The sequence below is a fragment of the Aquisalinus luteolus genome (assembly GCF_009712425.2).
Classification (GTDB): domain Bacteria; phylum Pseudomonadota; class Alphaproteobacteria; order Caulobacterales; family Parvularculaceae; genus Aquisalinus; species Aquisalinus luteolus.
On the sequence record NZ_VCJR02000001.1, the window covers coordinates 555,997 to 574,046 of the forward strand.

Consider the following 18,050-nt stretch of genomic DNA (forward strand, 5'->3'; position numbering starts at 1 on the left):
TAGGATGTACGGGCGCAAAAGGGAAGGGGCAGCTGTCAAAGGCGTCCCCATGGCCTGACGGTAACGCGCCCGTGACGGAACGAGCGTCTCCCTGAAGTATTGGATAAACAACCGATATTTCAGGAGACTATAATGAGCGACACTCTCACTACCGTTAACCCGGCGACAGGCGAAACTCTCAATACCTACGACCGCATGTCCGACAAGGAGGCCTTTGCCGCCGTCGAGCGCTGTCACGAGGCGTTTCTGAAATGGCGCCATCGCACCCTCGAAGACAGGGCCGCCATCATAAAGAACATCGCCAAGGAGTTGCGCGACAACAGCGATGAATTTGCGCAGCTGATGACAAACGAGACCGGCAAGCTGGTCGGCGATGGCGCAGCCGAAATCGAACTGTGTGCTGGTATTTGCGAATATACCGCTGAGACCGGGGTTAAGGCCCTGCAGGATGAGGAGCGCGAGGTCGATGGTGCGAAGGCAGGTATCATCACCTACAGCCCCGTCGGCGTCGTCTATGGTATCCAGCCATGGAATTTCCCGGCCTACCAGGCCGTGCGCTATTCCATCGCCAGCCTGATGGCGGGTAATGGCATCCTGCTGAAGCATGCCGAATCCTGCACCGGTAGCGGGCTGTTCCTGAAAAAGCTGTATGAGCGGGCTGGACTGCCTGAGGATCTGTTCACCGTGCTGCTGATCGATCACGACCAGTCGGACAGGATCATCGAAAACGATTTGGTGCGCGGCGTTACCCTGACCGGCAGCGAAGGCGCGGGCAAGCATGTCGGCGAGGTGGCCGGCAAGGCGCTGAAGAAAATGGTGCTCGAGCTGGGTTCCAATGATGCCTATCTGGTGCTGGAAGATGCCGACCTTGATCTTGCTGTCGAGCACTGCGTGAAGGGCCGCATCTTCAACAATGGCGAGACCTGCGTAAATGCCAAGCGGTTCATCGTGGCCGACAAGATCTATGATGCCTTCGTCGACAGGTTCGTGGAGAAGATGGCCTCGATCAAGATGGGTGACCCGACGGATGATGAGACGCAGCTGGGCCCCATGGCGCGTGGAGACTTACGCGACACTCTCGCCGGACAGGTCGAGGAAAGCGTCAAGAATGGCGCGCGTATCCGTTGCGGCGGAGAAGTGCCGGACGGCAAGGGCTTCTATTATCCGTCTACGGTGCTCGACAATGTCGAGCCGGGTCATCCGGCCTATGATGACGAGCTGTTCGGACCGGTTGCCTCCGTGATCCGGGCAAAGGACGATGAAGACGCGATGCGCATCGCCAATGACAGCCGCTATGGCCTTGGCGGCGGCATCTTCTCAAAAGACGAGAACAAGGCGATCGAGCTGGCGCGTGATCACTTCGACACCGGCATGGTGTTTATTAACGGGTTCAGCATCGCGACGCCGAACATGCCTTTCGGTGGTGTGAAGAATTCCGGCTATGGCCGCGAACATGGCGGCTTCGGTATGAAGGAGTTCGTGAATATTAAGGCGATCTCCGTCTTCTGAAATACGGATTTTCCATCGCGTCAAGAAAAAGCCCTGCACCTGCGGCGGGGCTTTTTCCATGCCTTACTGCCGTGCCTTGGGCAGGGACAGCGGGAAGATGATGGCGCAGCCACGCAGGGCAAAGGCGCTGACGATGCAGGCGATCAGGCAGATGCGGTCATTGAAGCCTGTGAAATAGAGCCCGGCGAAAACGGTCGAGCCGAGCAGGGCGGCGGTCGCGTAAATCTCCTCTTTCATCAGCAGGTTCTCGCGCCCCGCGACGATGTCCCGGACAATCCCTCCGACCGTTGCCGTCATCACGCCCATGACGATGACGATGGCAAAGGAGTGGCCGAGTTCTGCTGCCTTGGCCGCGCCTGTCGCAGCGAAGACTGCAAGTCCGGCCGCATCGGCCCAGCGCAGCGGTTTGAAGTCCTCTATCGTCTTGTGCAGGAAAAAGGCGGTGATGCCGCCAAGGCCGGCGAGCAGGAGCGAAAGATTGTCCTCCAGCCAGAAGACCGGCACATCGAGGATGAGATCGCGCAGCGTGCCCCCGCCAACGGCGGGCAGGAAGGCGAGAACGACCACGCCGAAAATATCCATGTCCCGGCGCACCGCCGCGATCCCGCCGGACAGGGCAAAGACGAAGACCCCAACGCGGTCGGCGATTTCAAGAAAAAGGTCAAAGGGCATGGGCGTGTCCGGAAGCTGCTTGCGCAAAGTAGGGGATTCCCACTCATAAGTCAGCGCGTGCCGCGTCCGCCTACGCTGCGCTTCGGCGCGACAGCCTTCGCTCTTACGAGCTTGACATGGCTGGATGATGGCTGGCTTGCCGAGCCGAAGCTCGTAAGAGCGAAGGCTGGTAGTGGAGGGCGGGCTTGAACCGCCGACCTCAGGGTTATGAATCCTGCGCTCTCACCAACTGAGCTACTCCACCCCAAAGGGCCCAATGCCTTAACGGCCTGTTCCGGCGCTGCCGGACAGAGCGACGGTATAAAGGCGATCCCGCTGGCTTTGTCAACTGACGAATGGCGCATAGCCGTTCTGCACCCGGGAAGCTGGCGGCGAGGCGGTCATTCGCCTAAGTAGCATACAGTAAAGGGCCGTTAATCGCATGCTTACGGGCAGCGTGTAGGGTCGGGGCACCTATGTAATGCCGGGGCAGGACAATGGCACGAGCGACGGAAAAAACTCTTTTTACTTCAGTGGCTTGCGCCGTAATCGCAGGTGCAACTGGCTTCGTGCCTGCGCAGGCGCAGACACTGCGGGAAGTGCTGGAGCTGACCTATGAGACGAGCCCGGCCCTGAAAGCGGGGCGGGCCCAGTTGCGTGCGACCGACGAACTGGGTGCCCAGGCGCGGGCCGAGGGGCGGCCGACCCTGAACGGGCAGCTTTCCTATGAGACTGCCGAAGGGAATTACGACCCGGGCCGCGATCTTTCTGAACTCTTTGGCGGTGGTGAGGGCGGCATTCCGCCGGATATGGGTGACGGTGAACAGCAGGAGCTGATTAACGAGGCGCTGACCGGCAATGGCGGCACCGGCACGCGGCAGATCGGCGTGGAGCTGCAGCAACCGATCTTCCAGGGCTTCCGGGTCAAGAACTCCATCAAGCGCTCTGAAGCACAGATCGATGCAGCGCAGGCCGAGCTGGTCGCGACGGAGCAGCAGCTCTTCTATGATGCGATCAGCGCCTATCTCGGTGTGATCACGGCGGAAGAAGCCATCGGATTTACCGAGGCGTCGCTGACCTCCCTGCAGGGGCAGCGGGATTTTGCCGAGGCCCGGTTCGACAATGGCCAAGCGACTCGCACCGATATCGCCCAGGCGGAAGCGCGGGCAGCACAGGCCAATGCCGACCTGATCCGGTCCCGTGCAACGCTGACGACGGCGCGGGCGCGGTTCGAGCGGATCACTGGCCGCATGCCGGGCACACTGGAGACGACCCCGCCGCTGCCGCCCATGCCAGCGACACTGGATGAGGCGCTGGAGATCGCCATGGACGGGAACCCGTCCATCGTCGCGGCTCGCGAGCAGGAGCGGGCGTCGGCCCATGCAGTCAAGGTTGCCAAGGGCTATCTCGCCCCCACGGTCACCGCGCGGGCCAGTTATGGCTATGCCCAGAACCAGTTCATCGAAGGCGACCAGTCGGAAAATGCGACGCTAGGCGCGCAGATCACCATCCCGCTCTATCAGGGCGGCGCGACCTATTCCGGTATTCGTCAGGCGCGGGAAGCCCACAGCGCCGATCGCTGGCGGCTTCGGGAGGCTGAGCGCCAGTTACGTGAACAGGTGGAGTCGGCCTGGCTGCAACTTGAAGCAGCGCGCGCTGCATGGGAGGCAACAGACCCCGCCTTGTCAGCAGCCGAACTGGCCCTTGAAGGGCTGACACTGGAGGGGCGTCTGGGTCAGCGCACGACGCTGGATGTGCTTGATGGCGAAGCGGAACTGCTCCGTGTTCGCCTGTCACGACTGCAGGCGCGGGAAGCCTATTACCTTGCTGCTTTCCGCCTGCTTCAAGCCACCGGCCTGCTGACAGCAGAAGCGCTGGCACTGGACGTCGTGTATTACGACCCCGACGCCAATCGCGACGACGTAGCCCGGCGCTGGTTCGGCACCGGACCAGAGCGGGACTAAGAGCGCGATCAGGTCTTAACGCCGCATAAACAAAGGCTTTGCTATAAGAGCTTATAGTCACGCAATGGAACTGACCCCGAACATTGTGTGTTTCAAGTGTATTATTCGGCGGGGGTGCGCTGTTTTCTGCATCGCTTCCCTGCATAGCAAACGGAGGTGACTTATGGCTTTTACAGACAAGCTTTCCACCAGGAACGAAGAAGATCTTGCAGCGCTGCTGAAGGAGCTGCGCGGTGATATCGATACCCTGCGCAAGGATATGCACACGCTGCAGAAGGACGCCGGCAAGTTCGGGTCGGCCAGCGTGCACAATGCCCAGCACAAGGTTGAAGAAGCAACCGACAAGGTCATCAAGATGAGCCGCGACAAGGCCAAGAAATTCAAGCACGAGGCTGAAGAACAGACCGAGTCGCTGCGCGATACCGTTCGCGATAACCCTGTCGCGTCACTCGGCCTCGCCGTTGCCGCAGGTATGATCCTCGGCCGCGCAATTTTGAAGTAACGGATAGATCGGTTCCCATGCTGAATGGTTTGATCAGATCGACGAAACAGGACGCCGCCCGCGTAGCGACGCGGGGGGCGCTTCTGGTCTATGCCGGACTGTTTGCCGCGATGGCCAGCCTGTTCGTGACCGTCGCCATTGTTCTTTCCCTGTCCCCGCTGATCGGGCAGGGGCTGGCTGTGTTGTGCGGTGGCATTTTCCTGTTGTTACTGGCAGGTATATTCTTTTTCGCGGCCCAGGCTCAGGCTGGCCATCACGGGCACGCCGCCAGCAGCAAATCCAGACCATCCTCCCTGTCGTCTTCTTCTGCCTCTTCACAGGGGGCCAATTACGAAGCCTTGCTGTTGCAGGGCATCGGGGGCGGTCTGCTGGAAAAGCAGTTCAAGGAACATCCGGTGCGTATGGTGGCGGCGGCTGTTGCTGCGGGGGCTGTCATGGGCATGATGGAGGCACACGAGTCCGACTGATGAGCGTGACCCGTCCCCTGCGAGGTCAGCTCGCTCGCCGGTTTTCGGACAAACTTGCAGGACACTGCACGACAATGTTTTCGAAGTTTCTTCATATAGCCGCGACATTTGTGGCCATTTTTTTCATCCTCGTTGGTCTCGTCGTGATGCCATCGCCAATTCCGTTCGGGATCGTGCTGATCCTGATCGGCCTGAGCATGTTGATTACGACCAACGCCGCTTTCGCTTTCTGGCTGCGCCATTTCCGTAGCCGCCATCCCCACATGGAAGAGAAGATCCGCAAGGCCCAGCAATGGCTGCCGGGCTTTCTGCGCATTCCCCTTGAAAAGACCACACCGGACGGCACTGAGACGAGCTGACCTCTGCGCTTGCCGCCATGGCCTGCAATTCCAATCCCTTGAGGGGTGTGATACGCCCCTTTGCCTGTGCTAGAAGCGGGTAGAATCAAGGGAGTCGCCTATGGCCGGTCTGTGGCTGGAAGAATTCGAGGAAGGCATGGTTTTCGATCATGCCCTGTCCCGCACGATCACCGAATACGACAACATGCAGTTCTCGTTGATGACGATGAACCCGCAGCCGCTGCACATCGATGCGGATTTCGCCTCCAGGACTGAATGGGGCAAGCCACTGGTCAACTCGCTGTTCACGCTCGGTCTCCTGATCGGCATGACGGTTGGCGACACAACACTGGGCACGACCATCGGCAATCTCGGCATGAGCGAGGTAAAGTTTCCCGCGCCCGTCTTTCATGGCGACACAATCCGTGCACGCACAACCGTACTATCTGTTCGGGAAAGCAAGTCGCGACCGGGGCAGGGTATCGTTACCTTCAAGCATGAAGCGTTAAATCAGAAGGGCGACGTTGTGGCCCTGTGTGAGCGTGCCGCACTGATGCGTGCCAAACCGGCGGAGACAGCCTGATGTTCAAGTCCCTTCTGTTCGTTCCCGGTGACAGCGAGCGCAAGATCGAAAAGGCAGCCGGCTCCGGCGCCGATATCCTGATCTACGACCTGGAGGATTCCGTCGTGCCCGAGCGCAAGGCGGAAGCGCGGCAGATAACGCGCTCGGCCCTGAAGAATGCAGACCGGTCCCTGTGTAAATATTATGTGCGGGTCAACAGCCTCGACACTGAGTTGATAAAGGAAGACCTCGCAGCTGTCGTGCCGGCGCGGCCCGATGGCATCGTTCTGCCCAAGTGCAACAGTGCTGACGACATCAAGTCGCTCGATGCGCTGATCTCAAGTCATGAAACGGAAGAGGCGATCGGGCGTACCAAGATCATCGCTATCGTTACCGAGACGCCGCAGGGTGTGCTGGCATTGACCAATCCCGGCTGGGTGCAGCCGCGCCTAGCCGGCATGATGTGGGGGGCGGAGGATCTGTCGGCAGAGATCGGCGCGACCGTCAATTACGACAATGGCGATTACACTGAGCCGTTCAGGCTGGCCCGCAATCTGTGCCTGATCGCAGCGCGTGCCGCTGGCGTCGTGCCCATAGACACTGTGTTTGCCGACTTCAGGGATGAGGAAGGGTTGACCAGCCTCTGCCAGAAGGCCCGCCGCGACGGTTTCGAGGCGAAGGCGGCAATTCATCCGGCGCAGGTCAACCCGATCAATGAGGCTTTCCAGGCAACGCCGGAGGAGATCGAGTGGGCGAAGAAAGTCATTACCCTATTGAGGGAATCCGGAAGCGGCGTTGCATCCCTTGATGGAAAAATGCTCGATATGCCGCATTTGCGCATTGCACAGAAGATACTCGCCAAGGCCGAAGGCAGCGGAAAAAGTTAAAATACGTTCCATGCGGAACACAGCTTGTATCAAAATATAACACATATAAATGCTTGTTAATCAAGGTTAACGGAAAATCCACACAATCCTTGAAAAAGGGTTAACGCGGATCGTTTTTGTTTGCTTTTCAAGGTTAATCCTTCATTATCCACATTATTGGGTGAACCAGGGCCTATGAGGGGAATCCGCAAGAAGATTTCAGGCCCTCTCTTGTGGAGAAGTAATCAGTCATGTCGAGCATCAAACATTATCAGGAATTGCAAGGAAGCGGTTCTGACGAGGTGCGCGTTTCTGCACCCGTTTACGCTGCTGAGGATCTGTTCAAGGGCGCAGTGCCGCGCGCCAGTTTCCTGAACATAGATTTTACCGTATCCAGCATTTCCTCCACCGGGCTGACGCTAAGTGTCCCTGAAGGTCTGTGCGTGACAGAAATCCGTACAGCGCAGATGCTGGAGCTGAAACAGGGCGGTGAGACGTTTTTCGAATGCAAGGTCGTGATCGCTGGCGGCGCCGTAGACAAGACCGAGCTGCGCGTGCTGTTTGACGAGCGCGGCATCGATATCAACCAGATTGCCCGCAAGAATTCCATGGCGCTCGCCCGGACAAAGGCGAAGTCGAAAAAGCCCGCCATCACCTACAAGGTGCCGATGGAGTACAAGGTCTATTGTACCGAAGTGCTCGACTATATCGCCGACCAGCGCCAGTTCATCGATACGCATATCGCTCCGTATGAAGATGGCCTGTCCGAGGTCGAGACGCATGAGCTTTGCGAGCAACTTGAACAGAGCAGCAAGGCTGGCTGGTCCGATATCTGGTTCCGCGGCAATGAACTGGTCCTGCCTTTCATCGACGATGCCAAGGCCAAGCAGGATCTGAAGACCTTTACCGAAAGACTGGTCACGCGTGAACTCGTTGGCGGGCGCAACTGGCATCGCAGCTATTTCAAACCGATGGGCTATCCCGGCGACTTCCAGATCATGAACTACATGTATGATCATCGTCCGGAAGGCACCTCGATCTACAGCCGCTATCTGCATATTCTGGGTCTGATCAGCGGTCGCCCGATCGTCTCGCGCATGGAATATATCTCCGAGGCACTCGACCGGCTGAACCAGCAGGAAGACAAGAGCGATCTCTATCACGTCATGAGCATCGGCTCCGGCCCGGCGCGTGAGGTGCAGCGCTTCCTCGAGACGACCTATCAGTCGGGGGAGGGATATTCCTTCACGCTGGTCGACCAGGAAAAGCAGGCGCTTGATTACGCGATCACGACTGCCTATCGCAGCCTGACGCCGAGCCAGTCCAATGTCATCGTTTCCGGCATGCATACATCGTTCACGGAGATGCTGCGCCCGATGAGCACGTTCCGGCATATCCCGCAACAGCACCTGATCTATTCCGCAGGCCTGCTCGACTACCTCAATCCCGGCCTGTCGCGTCGCCTTTGCGCTAAGCTTTACGATTACCTGCGCCCAGGCGGCACGCTGCTGATCGGCAACGTCAATGACGCTTCCAACGGGACCTACTGGCCAATGGAATTCATCCTCGACTGGACGCTCTATTTCCGCAACAGACAGCAGATGCTGGATATGTCTGCGGGCTGCAAGGGCGCGGAAGTGGATGTCGACATGGATGAATCCGGCGCTGTCTACATGCTGAAGATCACCAAGCCAGCCTAGAAACGCGGCTGGTTTCAAGTGACGAAAAAGCCCGGTCGATGCCGGGCTTTTTCATGATGCCTGTTTCAGGGCAGCATCCTGCCTGTCAGTGCCCGTTGCCCCTGCGGGTTCCTTGAAGGCTGCTTCGTTTTCTTGCCGGTTGAGGGTCAGTCTTGCAACGGTCCCGCCATCCCCGGCATGGACAAAAGACAGCTTCCCGGTGTGGATCTGTACGATCTTGCTCGTCAGCGTGATGCCGAGGCTGATCTTGTCGCTGACGCCGAGGAATTCCTCTGTCCGCTCGAGCGTGTTCTCGATCTCGTCCAGCTTGCCAAGATCGATACCCGTGCCCTGATCGGTGATGACCAGACTGACGGTCTCGTCTGTTTCCTCCGTAGAGATCCTGATCGTGCCCTTCTCCGGTGATGCCTCAACGGCATTGGCCAGTAGTTCATAAACGGCCTGTTCCATCAGGGCGCCATCGACCTTTATCCGGAAATGGCGTTCTGGCTTTTCTAGCTCCAGCTTCTTTGTCTCGATATCATCCACCAGACGCGACAGGGCGCAGTCGATCAGTTCTGCCGTCGTCGTCGACTGGCGGCTGAGTTTGATGCTGCCGGAATCAAGGCGCGAATAGGTCAGTATACGTTGCACCGTCCGCAACAGGCCCTGGCCGGCCGCATGGATATTGCTGGAAAATTCCTTGTACTCTGTCGCTTCGTGCGGCCCGAGGGATTCCTGCTCCAGGATCTGGGCATAGCCGATGATCTGGTGCAGCGGTGTCTTGAAGATATGGGTCAAGGTATTGAGGACGGCATTCTTGCGCTTGATGGAGCGTTTGGCGTCGTCATACATGTCCTGCAGCTGGCCGGCGAAGTTCTGGTTCTCGCGATACTGGATGTATTCGTCCCGCCGTCCGATCTCCATGATGTAGCTGGATATGATGATCAGGACGAAGGAGCTGGCAGTGAAAAAATGTGCCGCATAGACGTAATTCGTCCAGCCCATGGGGGCGACGGCGAGGGCAAAGCTGAGATAGATCAGGGACAGCGCACCGATCGACAGCATGAAATAGATGCGAACCAGATTGGTCATGATCATCGCGGTCATCACCAGGCCGACATAATAGGGTGGGGAAACGCTGCCCTCCAGCCAGATCATGAAGGCGATCGATACGCCGGCCATGGTCATCAGGAAACAGGCGATCTCCTGGAAGTATTTCTTGCCGATCTCCAGGCGCGTCATCCAGATGATGCCAATCGCGCCGACCATCATGAGCAGCCGGATGGAGATGATCTCGGTGCGCGCGTTCTGCAGCACGAAAAAGTCGAGAAAGACGAACAGGCCATAGATCGCGACTGCCGCATACAGCATCAGCCGATCCTTGTCGGCAAAGAACATGCGTGAATATCCCTGATAAGCCTTTTCAAGCTCAGGGTCGGCGAATGTCGCCGTTATCCGGTTCTTTGCTGGTTTGACAGTGTCCATACCGTTTCCAATTCAGGACAACCTATAGGACACAAGTCTTGAATTTTATTTAAGCCACGATTTTCGGAAATAGGCGGAAATTTCGGCGGTTGTAGTTACCATTTGTTACACAATTTTCGCGATGAAAGGCAGGTATGGATTTCTAGAGGCTCGTGGGGGGCTAATGTTCGGAAAATCGGTCAAGGTCAGCCCGGCGATCAGCAGCGAGGCGAAGGGGCTTTACGGTTCTCTCAAAAGCTATGGCGGCTTCGACACCATCGGAAATCCGGTGATGCGCCGGCTCGGGCGCCGTATCATAAATAGTGGCTGGCGCCAGACGCTTGAGGAAATCGACTTTCCCTATTCCATGAGTGCGATCACCCTTGGCGGTGTCGAGGGCTTGCAGTGCAAGTCGCCTGCATCTGACAGGGCTGGACCTGTAATCCTGTATATTCACGCAGGCGCCTTTGTTTGCGGTTCTCCAGAAGACAATGCCAGCGCGGCCTTGCCGCAATGTGAGCTTGCGGGCGCGGAAGTCTATGCCGTGCGCTATTCGCTTGCGCCTGAGTTTCCATTTCCCCGTGGGCTGGAAGATGTCCGCAATTTTTATTGCGCCCTGCGTTCGCATGTCGGCAATGGCCGACGGATCGTGATCATGGGCGATTCCGCCGGGGCCAATATCGCTCTCTCTTCGATGGTGCAGTGGCGCAATAATGGTATTGCCCTGCCGGATTGTGCGGTGCTGATTTCAGGTTGCCTCGATGGTACGGCCTCGAGCGATACGATGATCACCATGCAGCGGCACGACCCGTTGATCCGTATACGCGGCGGAAACAGCCTGAAGTCCATCTTCGGGTACTACGCCAATGGTACGCCAGTCAGTGACTGGCGGATCTCGCCGATCTATGCGGACCTTTCAGGTCTGCCGCCGATGATGCTTCAGGTCGGCTCGCGTGAGACCTTGCTGGGCGACAGTGCCCGTCTTTCAGAGAAGGCGAGAACTTCGGGGGTGAATGCCACCCTGCGCGTCCTCGATGGCATGTTCCACATGTTCCATCTGCACTGGTCGATGCCGGAGGCGAAATCCGTGCATCAGGACATTGCGAACTTCATCGCGACGGCAAGGGTGCAGGCCGCCTAGGCGCAAGCCTATTCCGCAAGTGCCGCAACGGCGCTGCCATCATTATCCTGTTGAGGAGCGTCAGCCTTCTTGCGTTCTGCGGCCTGTTCTTCCTGAATGTCCACCAGATGCTTGGCGAAGGCTGCGTATTTATGGCTCGGCACGCGCGGATACATGTGGTGCAGCAAGTGATAATTATGCCCCGCATGCAGGAAGCTCGACAGCGACTGCAGGTAGGACGGGAAGATCGCGATCCGCTCGACCTGTTCGCCCGGGGCATCAGGCGATTGCCGGTGCGGGATGACGGCGACGAAGGCGAAAACGATCACGTAATTGATATAGGCCGGGATCAACCACATGAAGAGCACATTGGTGAAGCCGAACAGCCAGATCAGGGCGGCCGTGAACAGCGCGGTGCCGATCCAGAACAGGAAGAATGTCTTTGCCACATGGGGCATCGGCTTGACGCGGGAGTAGCGCAGCATTTCCTTGTAGTCGCCAAACGGAGCAATCAGCAGCTTGCCCAGCAGCCAGGGCAGGGAGCCACGCACGATCCAGTGGTTCGGGTCATCGACCGGCGTATTCGTCTTTCGATGGTGCTCCAGATGGGTCTCCTTGAAGCCGTGATAGGGCGTCAGTGTCGGCGTTGCCATCATGTAGCCGAAGATATTGTTGAGCATCCGGTATTTCGGGTTGCGCTTGAATATCAGGTCGTGGGCGACATCATGGCTGACATTGAAGCAGAACAGGATCAGCCAGGTCTGCGCGGTCGCGCCGAGCAGCGCTTTCTGCCAGACCTTGTCGAGGGTCACGCCCCAGAAGAACACGAGGAAAATCGCCAGCAGGGCGGCGGACCCGGAGATCAGCGATGTCCAGTCGACATTATAGACCATGTACTGGCCAGCCAGGCGGTTTGCGCGAATCTTGTTTTCGCCAGTCTTGAAATTCTTCAGGTCGAGAATTCTGACAAAGGCCATGACGGGACCCTCCCGCAATCGTTAAAAAAGACTTAAGGATTTTACGGCAGGGGCCTGTGGATAACAACGAATAAGTGGTTAACAAAGGGCCTTTGAGGTGTCCTATTTTGGCTCAGAGTGCTTTATAACAGCGTATAACTGCGCCTTTCCGGCTTGCCGCGAGATATCATATTACTCTAGAGCTTGGGGCGACAGACAAACGCCAAATCACGAGAAGGTTTCATGAGCAAAAAAACCTCAGCCGACAGCGGCAGTTCCAAGTTTCTGCCCGTCGAGCCATTCGACATTATTGTCTTCGGCGGGTCGGGCGACCTGGCCCTGCGCAAGCTGATGCCGGCCCTTTATCACCGCTGGCAGGACCAGCAGATCCCGGCGACCTCCAAGATTATCGGTTCTGCGCGGACGAAGATGTCGAGCGAAGAGTATCGCCAGCTTGTGCGTGACAAGTTCGAGGAGTTCTATCCGGACGACAAGCTGGAGGAGGACACCTGGAATGCGTTTGCCGAGCATATTCACTATGTTGGCGTCGATGCACTGGACCAGAAAAGCAGCGACTGGGACGACTTGAAGGAATTGCTGGCCGGCAGCGACGAGAAGCTGCGTATCTATTACCTCGCCCTGCCGCCAGGCATCTATGGCCAGGTCAGCGCCAATGTCGATGCCAATGGCCTGAAGACCGACCACACCCGGATCGTGCTGGAAAAGCCGATCGGCTCGGACCTTGATTCTGCCCGCGAAGTGAACGATTCCGTCGGCGAGGTCTTCGAGGAAGACAAGATCTTCCGTATTGACCATTATCTCGGCAAGGAAACAGTGCAGAACCTGTTGATCCTGCGCTTTGCCAACTCGCTGCTCGAGCCGGTATGGAATTCCCGCCATATCGACCATGTGCAGATCACGGTGGCCGAAACAGTACCGGCCGGTGAGCGCGCGTCCTATTACGACAAGGCCGGTGCGCTGCGGGACATGGTGCAGAATCACCTGTTGCAGTTGCTCTGCCTCGTGGCGATGGAGCCACCGATCGACCTGGAAGCGGATTCCGTCCGTGCCGAGAAGATCAAGGTGCTCAAATCCCTGCGCAAGATCGACTCAGGTACGGTGCGCGCCGATACGGTGCGCGGCCAGTACAAGGAAGGCTCGGTCAAGGGCAAGCCGCAAAAGGGCTATGCCGAGGAAGTTGGCAATCCGACCGATACAGAGACGTTTACCGCGCTAAAGGTTCATATCGACAACTGGCGCTGGTCGGAGACGCCGTTCTATATCCGCACCGGCAAGTGCATGAGCGGGCGCTGGTCGGAAATCGTCATCCAGTTCAAGTCGGTCGATCACCTGATGCTGGCGCCGGAATCCGGCCGCGTGCAGCCCTCGCGCCTGATCATCCGCCTGCAGCCGGACGAAGGCGTCAAGCTGATGCTGATGACCAAGGACCCTGGTCCCGGCGGCATGCGCCTGCGCTATGTGCCGCTGAACCTTTCCTATGCGGAAACCTTCGCGCCGCGTTATCCGGATGCTTATGAGCGCCTGTTGATGGCTGTCGTGCGCAACAACCTCGGCCTGTTTATGCACCGCGACGAGGTCGAGGCCGCGTGGCGCTGGGTCGACAGTATTCTCGATGCCTGGTCGAGGGATGATATGCCGGTGCATCTGTATACGGCTGGAACGGACGGTCCGGTACAGGCATCGGTCCTGCTCGATCGCGACGGAAGGGAGTGGTTCGATGGCGCATGATGGCGGTGACACAGGACTGATTTCGTTTCCCGGCGAGGCGGCGATGGCCGCGCGCCTTGCTGACCTGATCGCGGCGCAACTGGCTGCCGCGGTCGAGGACAAGGGCCGGGCAAGCTTTGCCGTCTCCGGCGGCTCGACGCCGAAGCTTCTCTATCAGCATCTGTCGCAACGTGATCTGAACTGGTCGAAGGTCGATGTTGTTCTCGTCGATGAGCGCTGGGTCGAGCCGGGCGAGGAAGGCTCCAACGAGACCTTCATCGTGGAGAACCTGATGCAGAACCGCGCTTCGGCCGCGCGCCTGACCGGTATGAAAAACAAGGCGGCCAGCCCCGCCGAGGGCCTGTCGACCATGGAAGCATGCCTGTCTGGCATTTCCTTTCCGCTCGATGTGACCGTGCTGGGCATGGGCGGGGACGGGCACACGGCCTCGTGGTTCCCGAATGCGCAGGGCCTCGACGCCGCCCTCGACCCGAACGGCAGGGACCGTGCCGCTGCCATTACCGCGACCGAGAGTGAGGTGACCGGCAAATTCCTGCAGCGCATGACACTGACGCTGCCGCCGGTCGCGAATTCCGGCCTGATCGTCCTGATGATGAAGGGCGAGGGCAAGCGCGACGCCTATGAAAAGGCGTTAGGCGAGGGTGCGGTTGCGGACATGCCCGTGCGTGCCCTATTGAGACTGCATGAGAGCCGTTCCCTGCCATTCTGGCCCTGCTGGACGGCGTGAGGAGAAAGAACCATGAGTGACCGCCTCCACCCCGTTATCGCCGAGGTGACCGAGCGTATTCAGGAGCGCAGCCAGAAGAGCCGCGATTCTTACGTGAGCCTGATGAAGAAGGCTGCCTCGGAAGGACCGAACCGGAACGAAATTTCCTGCGGCAACCTCGCCCATGCCTTCGCCGGTTGCCCTGACGAGGACAAGCAGGCGCTGCTGCATGGCGATAACATCAATGTCGGTATCGTCAATTCCTACAATGACATGCTGTCCGCCCACCAGCCGCTCGGTGCCTATCCCGATATTATCAAGCAGGCCCTGCGCGAGGTCGGCGCTGTCGGCCAGGTTGCGGGCGGTGTGCCGGCTATGTGCGACGGGGTCACGCAAGGCGAGCCGGGCATGGAGCTGTCGCTGTTCTCGCGTGACGTGATCGCGATGTCGACGGCGATCTCTCTGTCCCACAACGTGTTCGATGCGGCGCTGTGCCTTGGCGTCTGCGACAAGATCGTTCCCGGACTGATGATTGGCGCGCTGCGCTTCGGTCACCTGCCATTCGTCTTCGTGCCCGCGGGGCCGATGCCGTCCGGCCTGCCGAACAAGGAAAAGGTCCGCATCCGCCAGCTTTTCGCAGAGGGCAAGATCGGCAAGAAGGAATTGCTGGAAGCGGAGAGCGCGTCCTATCACTCGCCGGGCACCTGTACTTTCTACGGTACAGCAAACTCCAACCAGATGTTGATGGAAGTCATGGGCGTGCACCTGCCGGGGTCTGCCTTCATCAATCCGGGTACGCCGCTGCGCGATGCGATGACGGCGGCAAGCGCCAAGCGCGTTGCCGAGATTACGAAGCATGGGAATGAATATACCCCGCTCTATGAAGTCGTCGACGAGAAGGCGATCGTCAACGCAATCATCGGCCTGAACGCGACCGGTGGGTCGACCAACCACACGATCCACCTTGTCGCCATTGCCCGCGCCGCTGGCATCGTCATCGACTGGGATGATTTCTCTGACCTTTCAGGCATCACGCCGCTGCTGTGCCGTGTCTATCCCAACGGCCCGGCGGATGTGAACCACTTCGCCCAGGCCGGCGGCCTGCCGTTCATGATGCGCGAGCTGATGGAAAACGGCCTTCTGCACACGGACGTCAAGACCGTGTCGCGCGGTGGCATGGAAGACTACAAGTCAGAGCCCTTCCTGAAGGAAGGCAAGCTGCACTGGGTCGAGGCCGAAAAGGAATCGAAAGACGAGGCTATCGTGCGCCCGTTCGACAAGCCGTTCCAGCCGACGGGTGGGCTGCAGGTCCTCTCCGGCAATATCGGCCGTGCCGTGATCAAGATTTCCGCCGTCAATCCGGAGCACCAGAAAGTCACGGCGCCTGCCATCGTTTTCGAAAGCCAGGGCGATCTGTTGGCACGGTTCAAGGCGGGTGAGCTGGAGCGGGACTTCGTTGCCGTCGTCCGCAACCAGGGGCCGGGTGCCAATGGGATGCCGGAACTGCACAAGCTGACACCGCCGCTCGGCGTCATCCAGGACAAGGGCTACAAGGTCGCGCTCGTCACCGATGGCCGTATGTCCGGCGCGTCGGGCAAGGTGCCTGCGGCGATCCACCTGTCGCCGGAAACGGTCAAGGGCGGCATCATCGGCAAGATCCGCGACGGCGACATGATCACCCTCGATGCCGTCAACGGCACGCTGACTGCTGATGTCAGTGACGAGGAACTGAACGCCCGCGAAGCGCCGCCATCGGATATCATCGCCAACGAGACCGGCATGGGGCGCGAGCTCTTCGCCGGCATGCGCCAGGTCGCCTCGACCGCCGAAACCGGGGCAGTGACCTTTGCCTCCACCGTGGCTTTCTGAAAATCGTCACGGAACGAACTGAATAGGGAAGAAATCGTTGAGTAAGCCATTTCTCATAGCGGATATTGGCGGCACCAATGCCCGCTTTTGCCTCGCCAGCCTCGACGATTCCGCCGATGGCGTGCACCTGTTCGAGCGCAAGGATTACAAATCCAGCGAGTACGACAAGCTGGAAGACGCCCTGAACGATTATCTCGGCGGCATTTCCGAAACCGACCTGAAGGATGCGTGCTTTGCCGTCGCCGGGCCGATCAAGGACCGGGTGGTGGACTTCACCAATTCCGCCTGGATGCTGGACGGTAACAGGCTGGAGAAGAGCCTGTCGCTCGATCACATGATGGTGGTCAACGATTTCCGCGCCATGACATATGGCACGCTGTTCCTGCCGGATGAAGACAAGGAAGAGATCAAGCCGGGTGATATCCTGCAGGATTATCCCCGCGCCGTCCTCGGGCCGGGAACGGGTCTCGGCCTCGGCCTGATCGTGCCGTTCGAGGGCAATTACCGTGTCGTGGCGACGGAGGGCGGCCATGTCAGCTTTTCACCGCGTACGGAGCGCCAGATTGCCGTGCTGCAGCACCTGACGCGCATGTTCGGTCACGTAACCTTCGAGCGGATCGTGTCTGGCAAGGGCATCCTGAATACCTATCGCGCGCTATGCGCCATAGACAGTCATCACTGCGACCTCAAGACACCGGAAGAGGTGACCACCGCCGCGCTGGAGCATAATGATCAGCTGGCTGAAGAAACCCTGACCATGTTCTGCGATGCGCTCGGCATCTATGCCGGCAATATCGTGTTATCGACCGGCGCGCGGGGCGGGGTCAGCCTTGCCGGGGGTATCCTTCCGAAGATTCGTGATTTCTTCGAGGCCAGTTCCTTCCGTCAGGCGTTCTCGGACAAGTCGCCGATGGACCATTATTTCGACGATATCCCCGTCCATCTCATCACATCGCCCAACACAGCCCTGATCGGGGCAGCCAAGCTCTTGAAGGATTTCGGATAATGACGATCGACACCGTACTCGAAAAGGCAACTATCATTCCGGTCATCGAGATCGCCGATGCAGGCGTAGCCGGTGACCTTGCCCAGGCTTTCCTCGATGGCGGTCTGGAAGTGATCGAATTGACCATGCGCACGCCAGCCGCACTCGATGCGCTGGCCGCGATCAAGAAGGCGGCGCCGTCGCTGATCACCGGTATGGGCACGGTGCTGAACGAGCGCGATTACAAGGGCGCTGTCGACAATGGCGCCGACTTCATCGTCTCGCCGGGCATCACCCTGCCGCTTTTGTCCTATGCCGCCACCCAGTCCGTGCCGATCCTGCCGGGTATCGCGACGGCGAGCGAGGCGATGACGGCGATGGATCATGGCTTTACGGCGTTGAAATTCTTCCCTGCTGAGGTCGCCGGTGGCGCGCCCTATATCAAGGCGCTGGGCGGTCCGCTGAAGAGTCTGCGCTTCTGCCCGACCGGCGGCGTTTCGCCGGATAATGCCAAGGATTACCTGTCGTTGCCGAACGTCGTCTGCGCAGGCGGATCGTGGATCGCGACGAAGCAGATGATCGATGGCCACCAATGGGGCGAGATCACGGCCAAATCAAAAGAGGCGGTTGCTCTGTATAAAGAGATAAAAGGCTAGGCAG

At 58.9% G+C, this 18,050-nt stretch carries 16 protein-coding genes, 1 tRNA gene and 1 pseudogene; 14 read left to right on the forward strand and 4 right to left on the reverse strand.

The window, feature by feature from the left end:
* Nucleotides 1–132: 132 nt before the first annotated feature.
* Nucleotides 133–1,509: an NAD-dependent succinate-semialdehyde dehydrogenase gene (locus tag FF098_RS02540; RefSeq protein ID WP_155136922.1), complete on the forward strand. Its 1,377-nt coding sequence runs from the start codon at nucleotides 133–135 to the stop codon at nucleotides 1,507–1,509.
* Nucleotides 1,510–1,572: 63 nt separating this feature from the next.
* On the opposite strand, the gene FF098_RS02545 is transcribed toward FF098_RS02540, so the two are convergent.
* Both FF098_RS02545 and FF098_RS02550 read right to left on the reverse strand, forming a co-directional pair.
* Complete coding sequence (locus FF098_RS02545; protein WP_155136925.1) at nucleotides 1,573–2,181, reverse strand: trimeric intracellular cation channel family protein; 609 nt, start codon at nucleotides 2,179–2,181, stop codon at nucleotides 1,573–1,575.
* A 167-nt stretch (nucleotides 2,182–2,348) separates the two neighbouring features.
* Nucleotides 2,349–2,425: transfer RNA gene (locus FF098_RS02550), tRNA-Met, on the reverse strand.
* Nucleotides 2,426–2,657: 232 nt separating this feature from the next.
* On the opposite strand from FF098_RS02550, the gene FF098_RS02555 reads away from it, so the two are divergent.
* From FF098_RS02555 to FF098_RS02585, 7 genes and pseudogenes are all read left to right on the forward strand, one after another.
* The gene (locus FF098_RS02555) at nucleotides 2,658–4,124 is read left to right on the forward strand and encodes a TolC family outer membrane protein (protein ID WP_155136928.1); all 1,467 of its coding nucleotides are present in this window, start codon (nucleotides 2,658–2,660) and stop codon (nucleotides 4,122–4,124) included.
* A gap of 163 nt (nucleotides 4,125–4,287) precedes the next feature.
* Entirely contained in the window at nucleotides 4,288–4,626 is a 339-nt protein-coding gene (locus FF098_RS02560) for a Pumilio-family RNA binding repeat-containing protein (RefSeq protein WP_155136931.1), read from the forward strand.
* A 17-nt stretch (nucleotides 4,627–4,643) separates the two neighbouring features.
* Nucleotides 4,644–5,093, forward strand: coding sequence for a phage holin family protein (locus FF098_RS02565; protein ID WP_155136934.1), 450 nt, complete (start codon nucleotides 4,644–4,646; stop codon nucleotides 5,091–5,093).
* A 110-nt stretch (nucleotides 5,094–5,203) separates the two neighbouring features.
* Nucleotides 5,204–5,452: a hypothetical protein gene (locus FF098_RS02570; protein ID WP_166426279.1), complete on the forward strand. Its 249-nt coding sequence runs from the start codon at nucleotides 5,204–5,206 to the stop codon at nucleotides 5,450–5,452.
* Between the two features lie 88 nt (nucleotides 5,453–5,540).
* Nucleotides 5,541–6,014, forward strand: a pseudogene (locus tag FF098_RS02575) (MaoC family dehydratase); the annotation flags it as partial.
* The gene (locus FF098_RS02580) at nucleotides 6,014–6,880 is read left to right on the forward strand and encodes an HpcH/HpaI aldolase/citrate lyase family protein (RefSeq protein ID WP_155136943.1); all 867 of its coding nucleotides are present in this window, start codon (nucleotides 6,014–6,016) and stop codon (nucleotides 6,878–6,880) included. The pseudogene FF098_RS02575 and the gene FF098_RS02580, both read left to right, overlap by 1 nt.
* A gap of 230 nt (nucleotides 6,881–7,110) precedes the next feature.
* Complete coding sequence (locus FF098_RS02585; protein WP_155136946.1) at nucleotides 7,111–8,559, forward strand: class I SAM-dependent methyltransferase; 1,449 nt, start codon at nucleotides 7,111–7,113, stop codon at nucleotides 8,557–8,559.
* Between the two features lie 51 nt (nucleotides 8,560–8,610).
* Here the strand turns inward: FF098_RS02585 and FF098_RS02590 are convergent, their stop codons facing one another.
* Nucleotides 8,611–10,026, reverse strand: a complete 1,416-nt coding sequence (locus tag FF098_RS02590; RefSeq protein ID WP_155136949.1) for a sensor histidine kinase — start codon at nucleotides 10,024–10,026, stop codon at nucleotides 8,611–8,613.
* A 163-nt stretch (nucleotides 10,027–10,189) separates the two neighbouring features.
* Between FF098_RS02590 and FF098_RS02595 the strand changes: the two genes are divergently transcribed.
* Entirely contained in the window at nucleotides 10,190–11,146 is a 957-nt protein-coding gene (locus FF098_RS02595) for an alpha/beta hydrolase (RefSeq protein WP_166426280.1), read from the forward strand.
* A gap of 8 nt (nucleotides 11,147–11,154) precedes the next feature.
* Here FF098_RS02595 and FF098_RS02600 read toward each other — a convergent pair whose 3' ends face one another.
* A complete protein-coding gene (locus FF098_RS02600) occupies nucleotides 11,155–12,102 on the reverse strand; it encodes a fatty acid desaturase family protein (protein ID WP_155136955.1) in 948 nt (315 codons plus the stop codon).
* Nucleotides 12,103–12,324: 222 nt separating this feature from the next.
* Between FF098_RS02600 and zwf the strand changes: the two genes are divergently transcribed.
* From zwf to eda, 5 genes are read left to right on the forward strand one after another with little or no spacing between them, the layout of a single operon-like run.
* On the forward strand, nucleotides 12,325–13,830 hold the full coding sequence (gene zwf / locus FF098_RS02605) for a glucose-6-phosphate dehydrogenase (protein ID WP_155136958.1): 1,506 nt from the start codon (nucleotides 12,325–12,327) through the stop codon (nucleotides 13,828–13,830).
* Nucleotides 13,820–14,557, forward strand: a complete 738-nt coding sequence (gene pgl / locus FF098_RS02610) for a 6-phosphogluconolactonase (protein ID WP_205967349.1) — start codon at nucleotides 13,820–13,822, stop codon at nucleotides 14,555–14,557. Before zwf ends, pgl begins: the two co-directional genes overlap by 11 nt.
* A 12-nt stretch (nucleotides 14,558–14,569) precedes the next feature.
* Nucleotides 14,570–16,405, forward strand: a complete 1,836-nt coding sequence (edd, locus tag FF098_RS02615) for a phosphogluconate dehydratase (RefSeq protein WP_155136961.1) — start codon at nucleotides 14,570–14,572, stop codon at nucleotides 16,403–16,405.
* A 37-nt stretch (nucleotides 16,406–16,442) separates the two neighbouring features.
* Nucleotides 16,443–17,411, forward strand: coding sequence for a glucokinase (glk, locus tag FF098_RS02620; protein WP_155136964.1), 969 nt, complete (start codon nucleotides 16,443–16,445; stop codon nucleotides 17,409–17,411).
* Nucleotides 17,411–18,046 carry a bifunctional 4-hydroxy-2-oxoglutarate aldolase/2-dehydro-3-deoxy-phosphogluconate aldolase gene (gene eda / locus FF098_RS02625; RefSeq protein ID WP_155136967.1) on the forward strand — a complete coding sequence of 212 codons (636 nt, stop codon included), beginning with the start codon at nucleotides 17,411–17,413 and terminating at the stop codon, nucleotides 18,044–18,046. Before glk ends, eda begins: the two co-directional genes overlap by 1 nt.
* Nucleotides 18,047–18,050: the final 4 nt, after the last annotated feature.

Coding starts and splice junctions, on each gene's coding strand:
- pgl (WP_205967349.1), top strand. CDS start 13,820: ATGGCGCATGATGGCGGTGACACAGGACTGATTTCGTTTCCCGGCGAG.
- FF098_RS02540 (WP_155136922.1), top strand. CDS start 133: ATGAGCGACACTCTCACTACCGTTAACCCGGCGACAGGCGAAACTCTC.
- eda (WP_155136967.1), top strand. CDS start 17,411: ATGACGATCGACACCGTACTCGAAAAGGCAACTATCATTCCGGTCATC.
- FF098_RS02560 (WP_155136931.1), top strand. CDS start 4,288: ATGGCTTTTACAGACAAGCTTTCCACCAGGAACGAAGAAGATCTTGCA.
- FF098_RS02565 (WP_155136934.1), top strand. CDS start 4,644: ATGCTGAATGGTTTGATCAGATCGACGAAACAGGACGCCGCCCGCGTA.
- FF098_RS02600 (WP_155136955.1), bottom strand. CDS start 12,102: ATGGCCTTTGTCAGAATTCTCGACCTGAAGAATTTCAAGACTGGCGAA.
- FF098_RS02590 (WP_155136949.1), bottom strand. CDS start 10,026: ATGGACACTGTCAAACCAGCAAAGAACCGGATAACGGCGACATTCGCC.
- FF098_RS02595 (WP_166426280.1), top strand. CDS start 10,190: ATGTTCGGAAAATCGGTCAAGGTCAGCCCGGCGATCAGCAGCGAGGCG.
- FF098_RS02555 (WP_155136928.1), top strand. CDS start 2,658: ATGGCACGAGCGACGGAAAAAACTCTTTTTACTTCAGTGGCTTGCGCC.
- zwf (WP_155136958.1), top strand. CDS start 12,325: ATGAGCAAAAAAACCTCAGCCGACAGCGGCAGTTCCAAGTTTCTGCCC.
- edd (WP_155136961.1), top strand. CDS start 14,570: ATGAGTGACCGCCTCCACCCCGTTATCGCCGAGGTGACCGAGCGTATT.
- FF098_RS02585 (WP_155136946.1), top strand. CDS start 7,111: ATGTCGAGCATCAAACATTATCAGGAATTGCAAGGAAGCGGTTCTGAC.
- FF098_RS02545 (WP_155136925.1), bottom strand. CDS start 2,181: ATGCCCTTTGACCTTTTTCTTGAAATCGCCGACCGCGTTGGGGTCTTC.
- FF098_RS02580 (WP_155136943.1), top strand. CDS start 6,014: ATGTTCAAGTCCCTTCTGTTCGTTCCCGGTGACAGCGAGCGCAAGATC.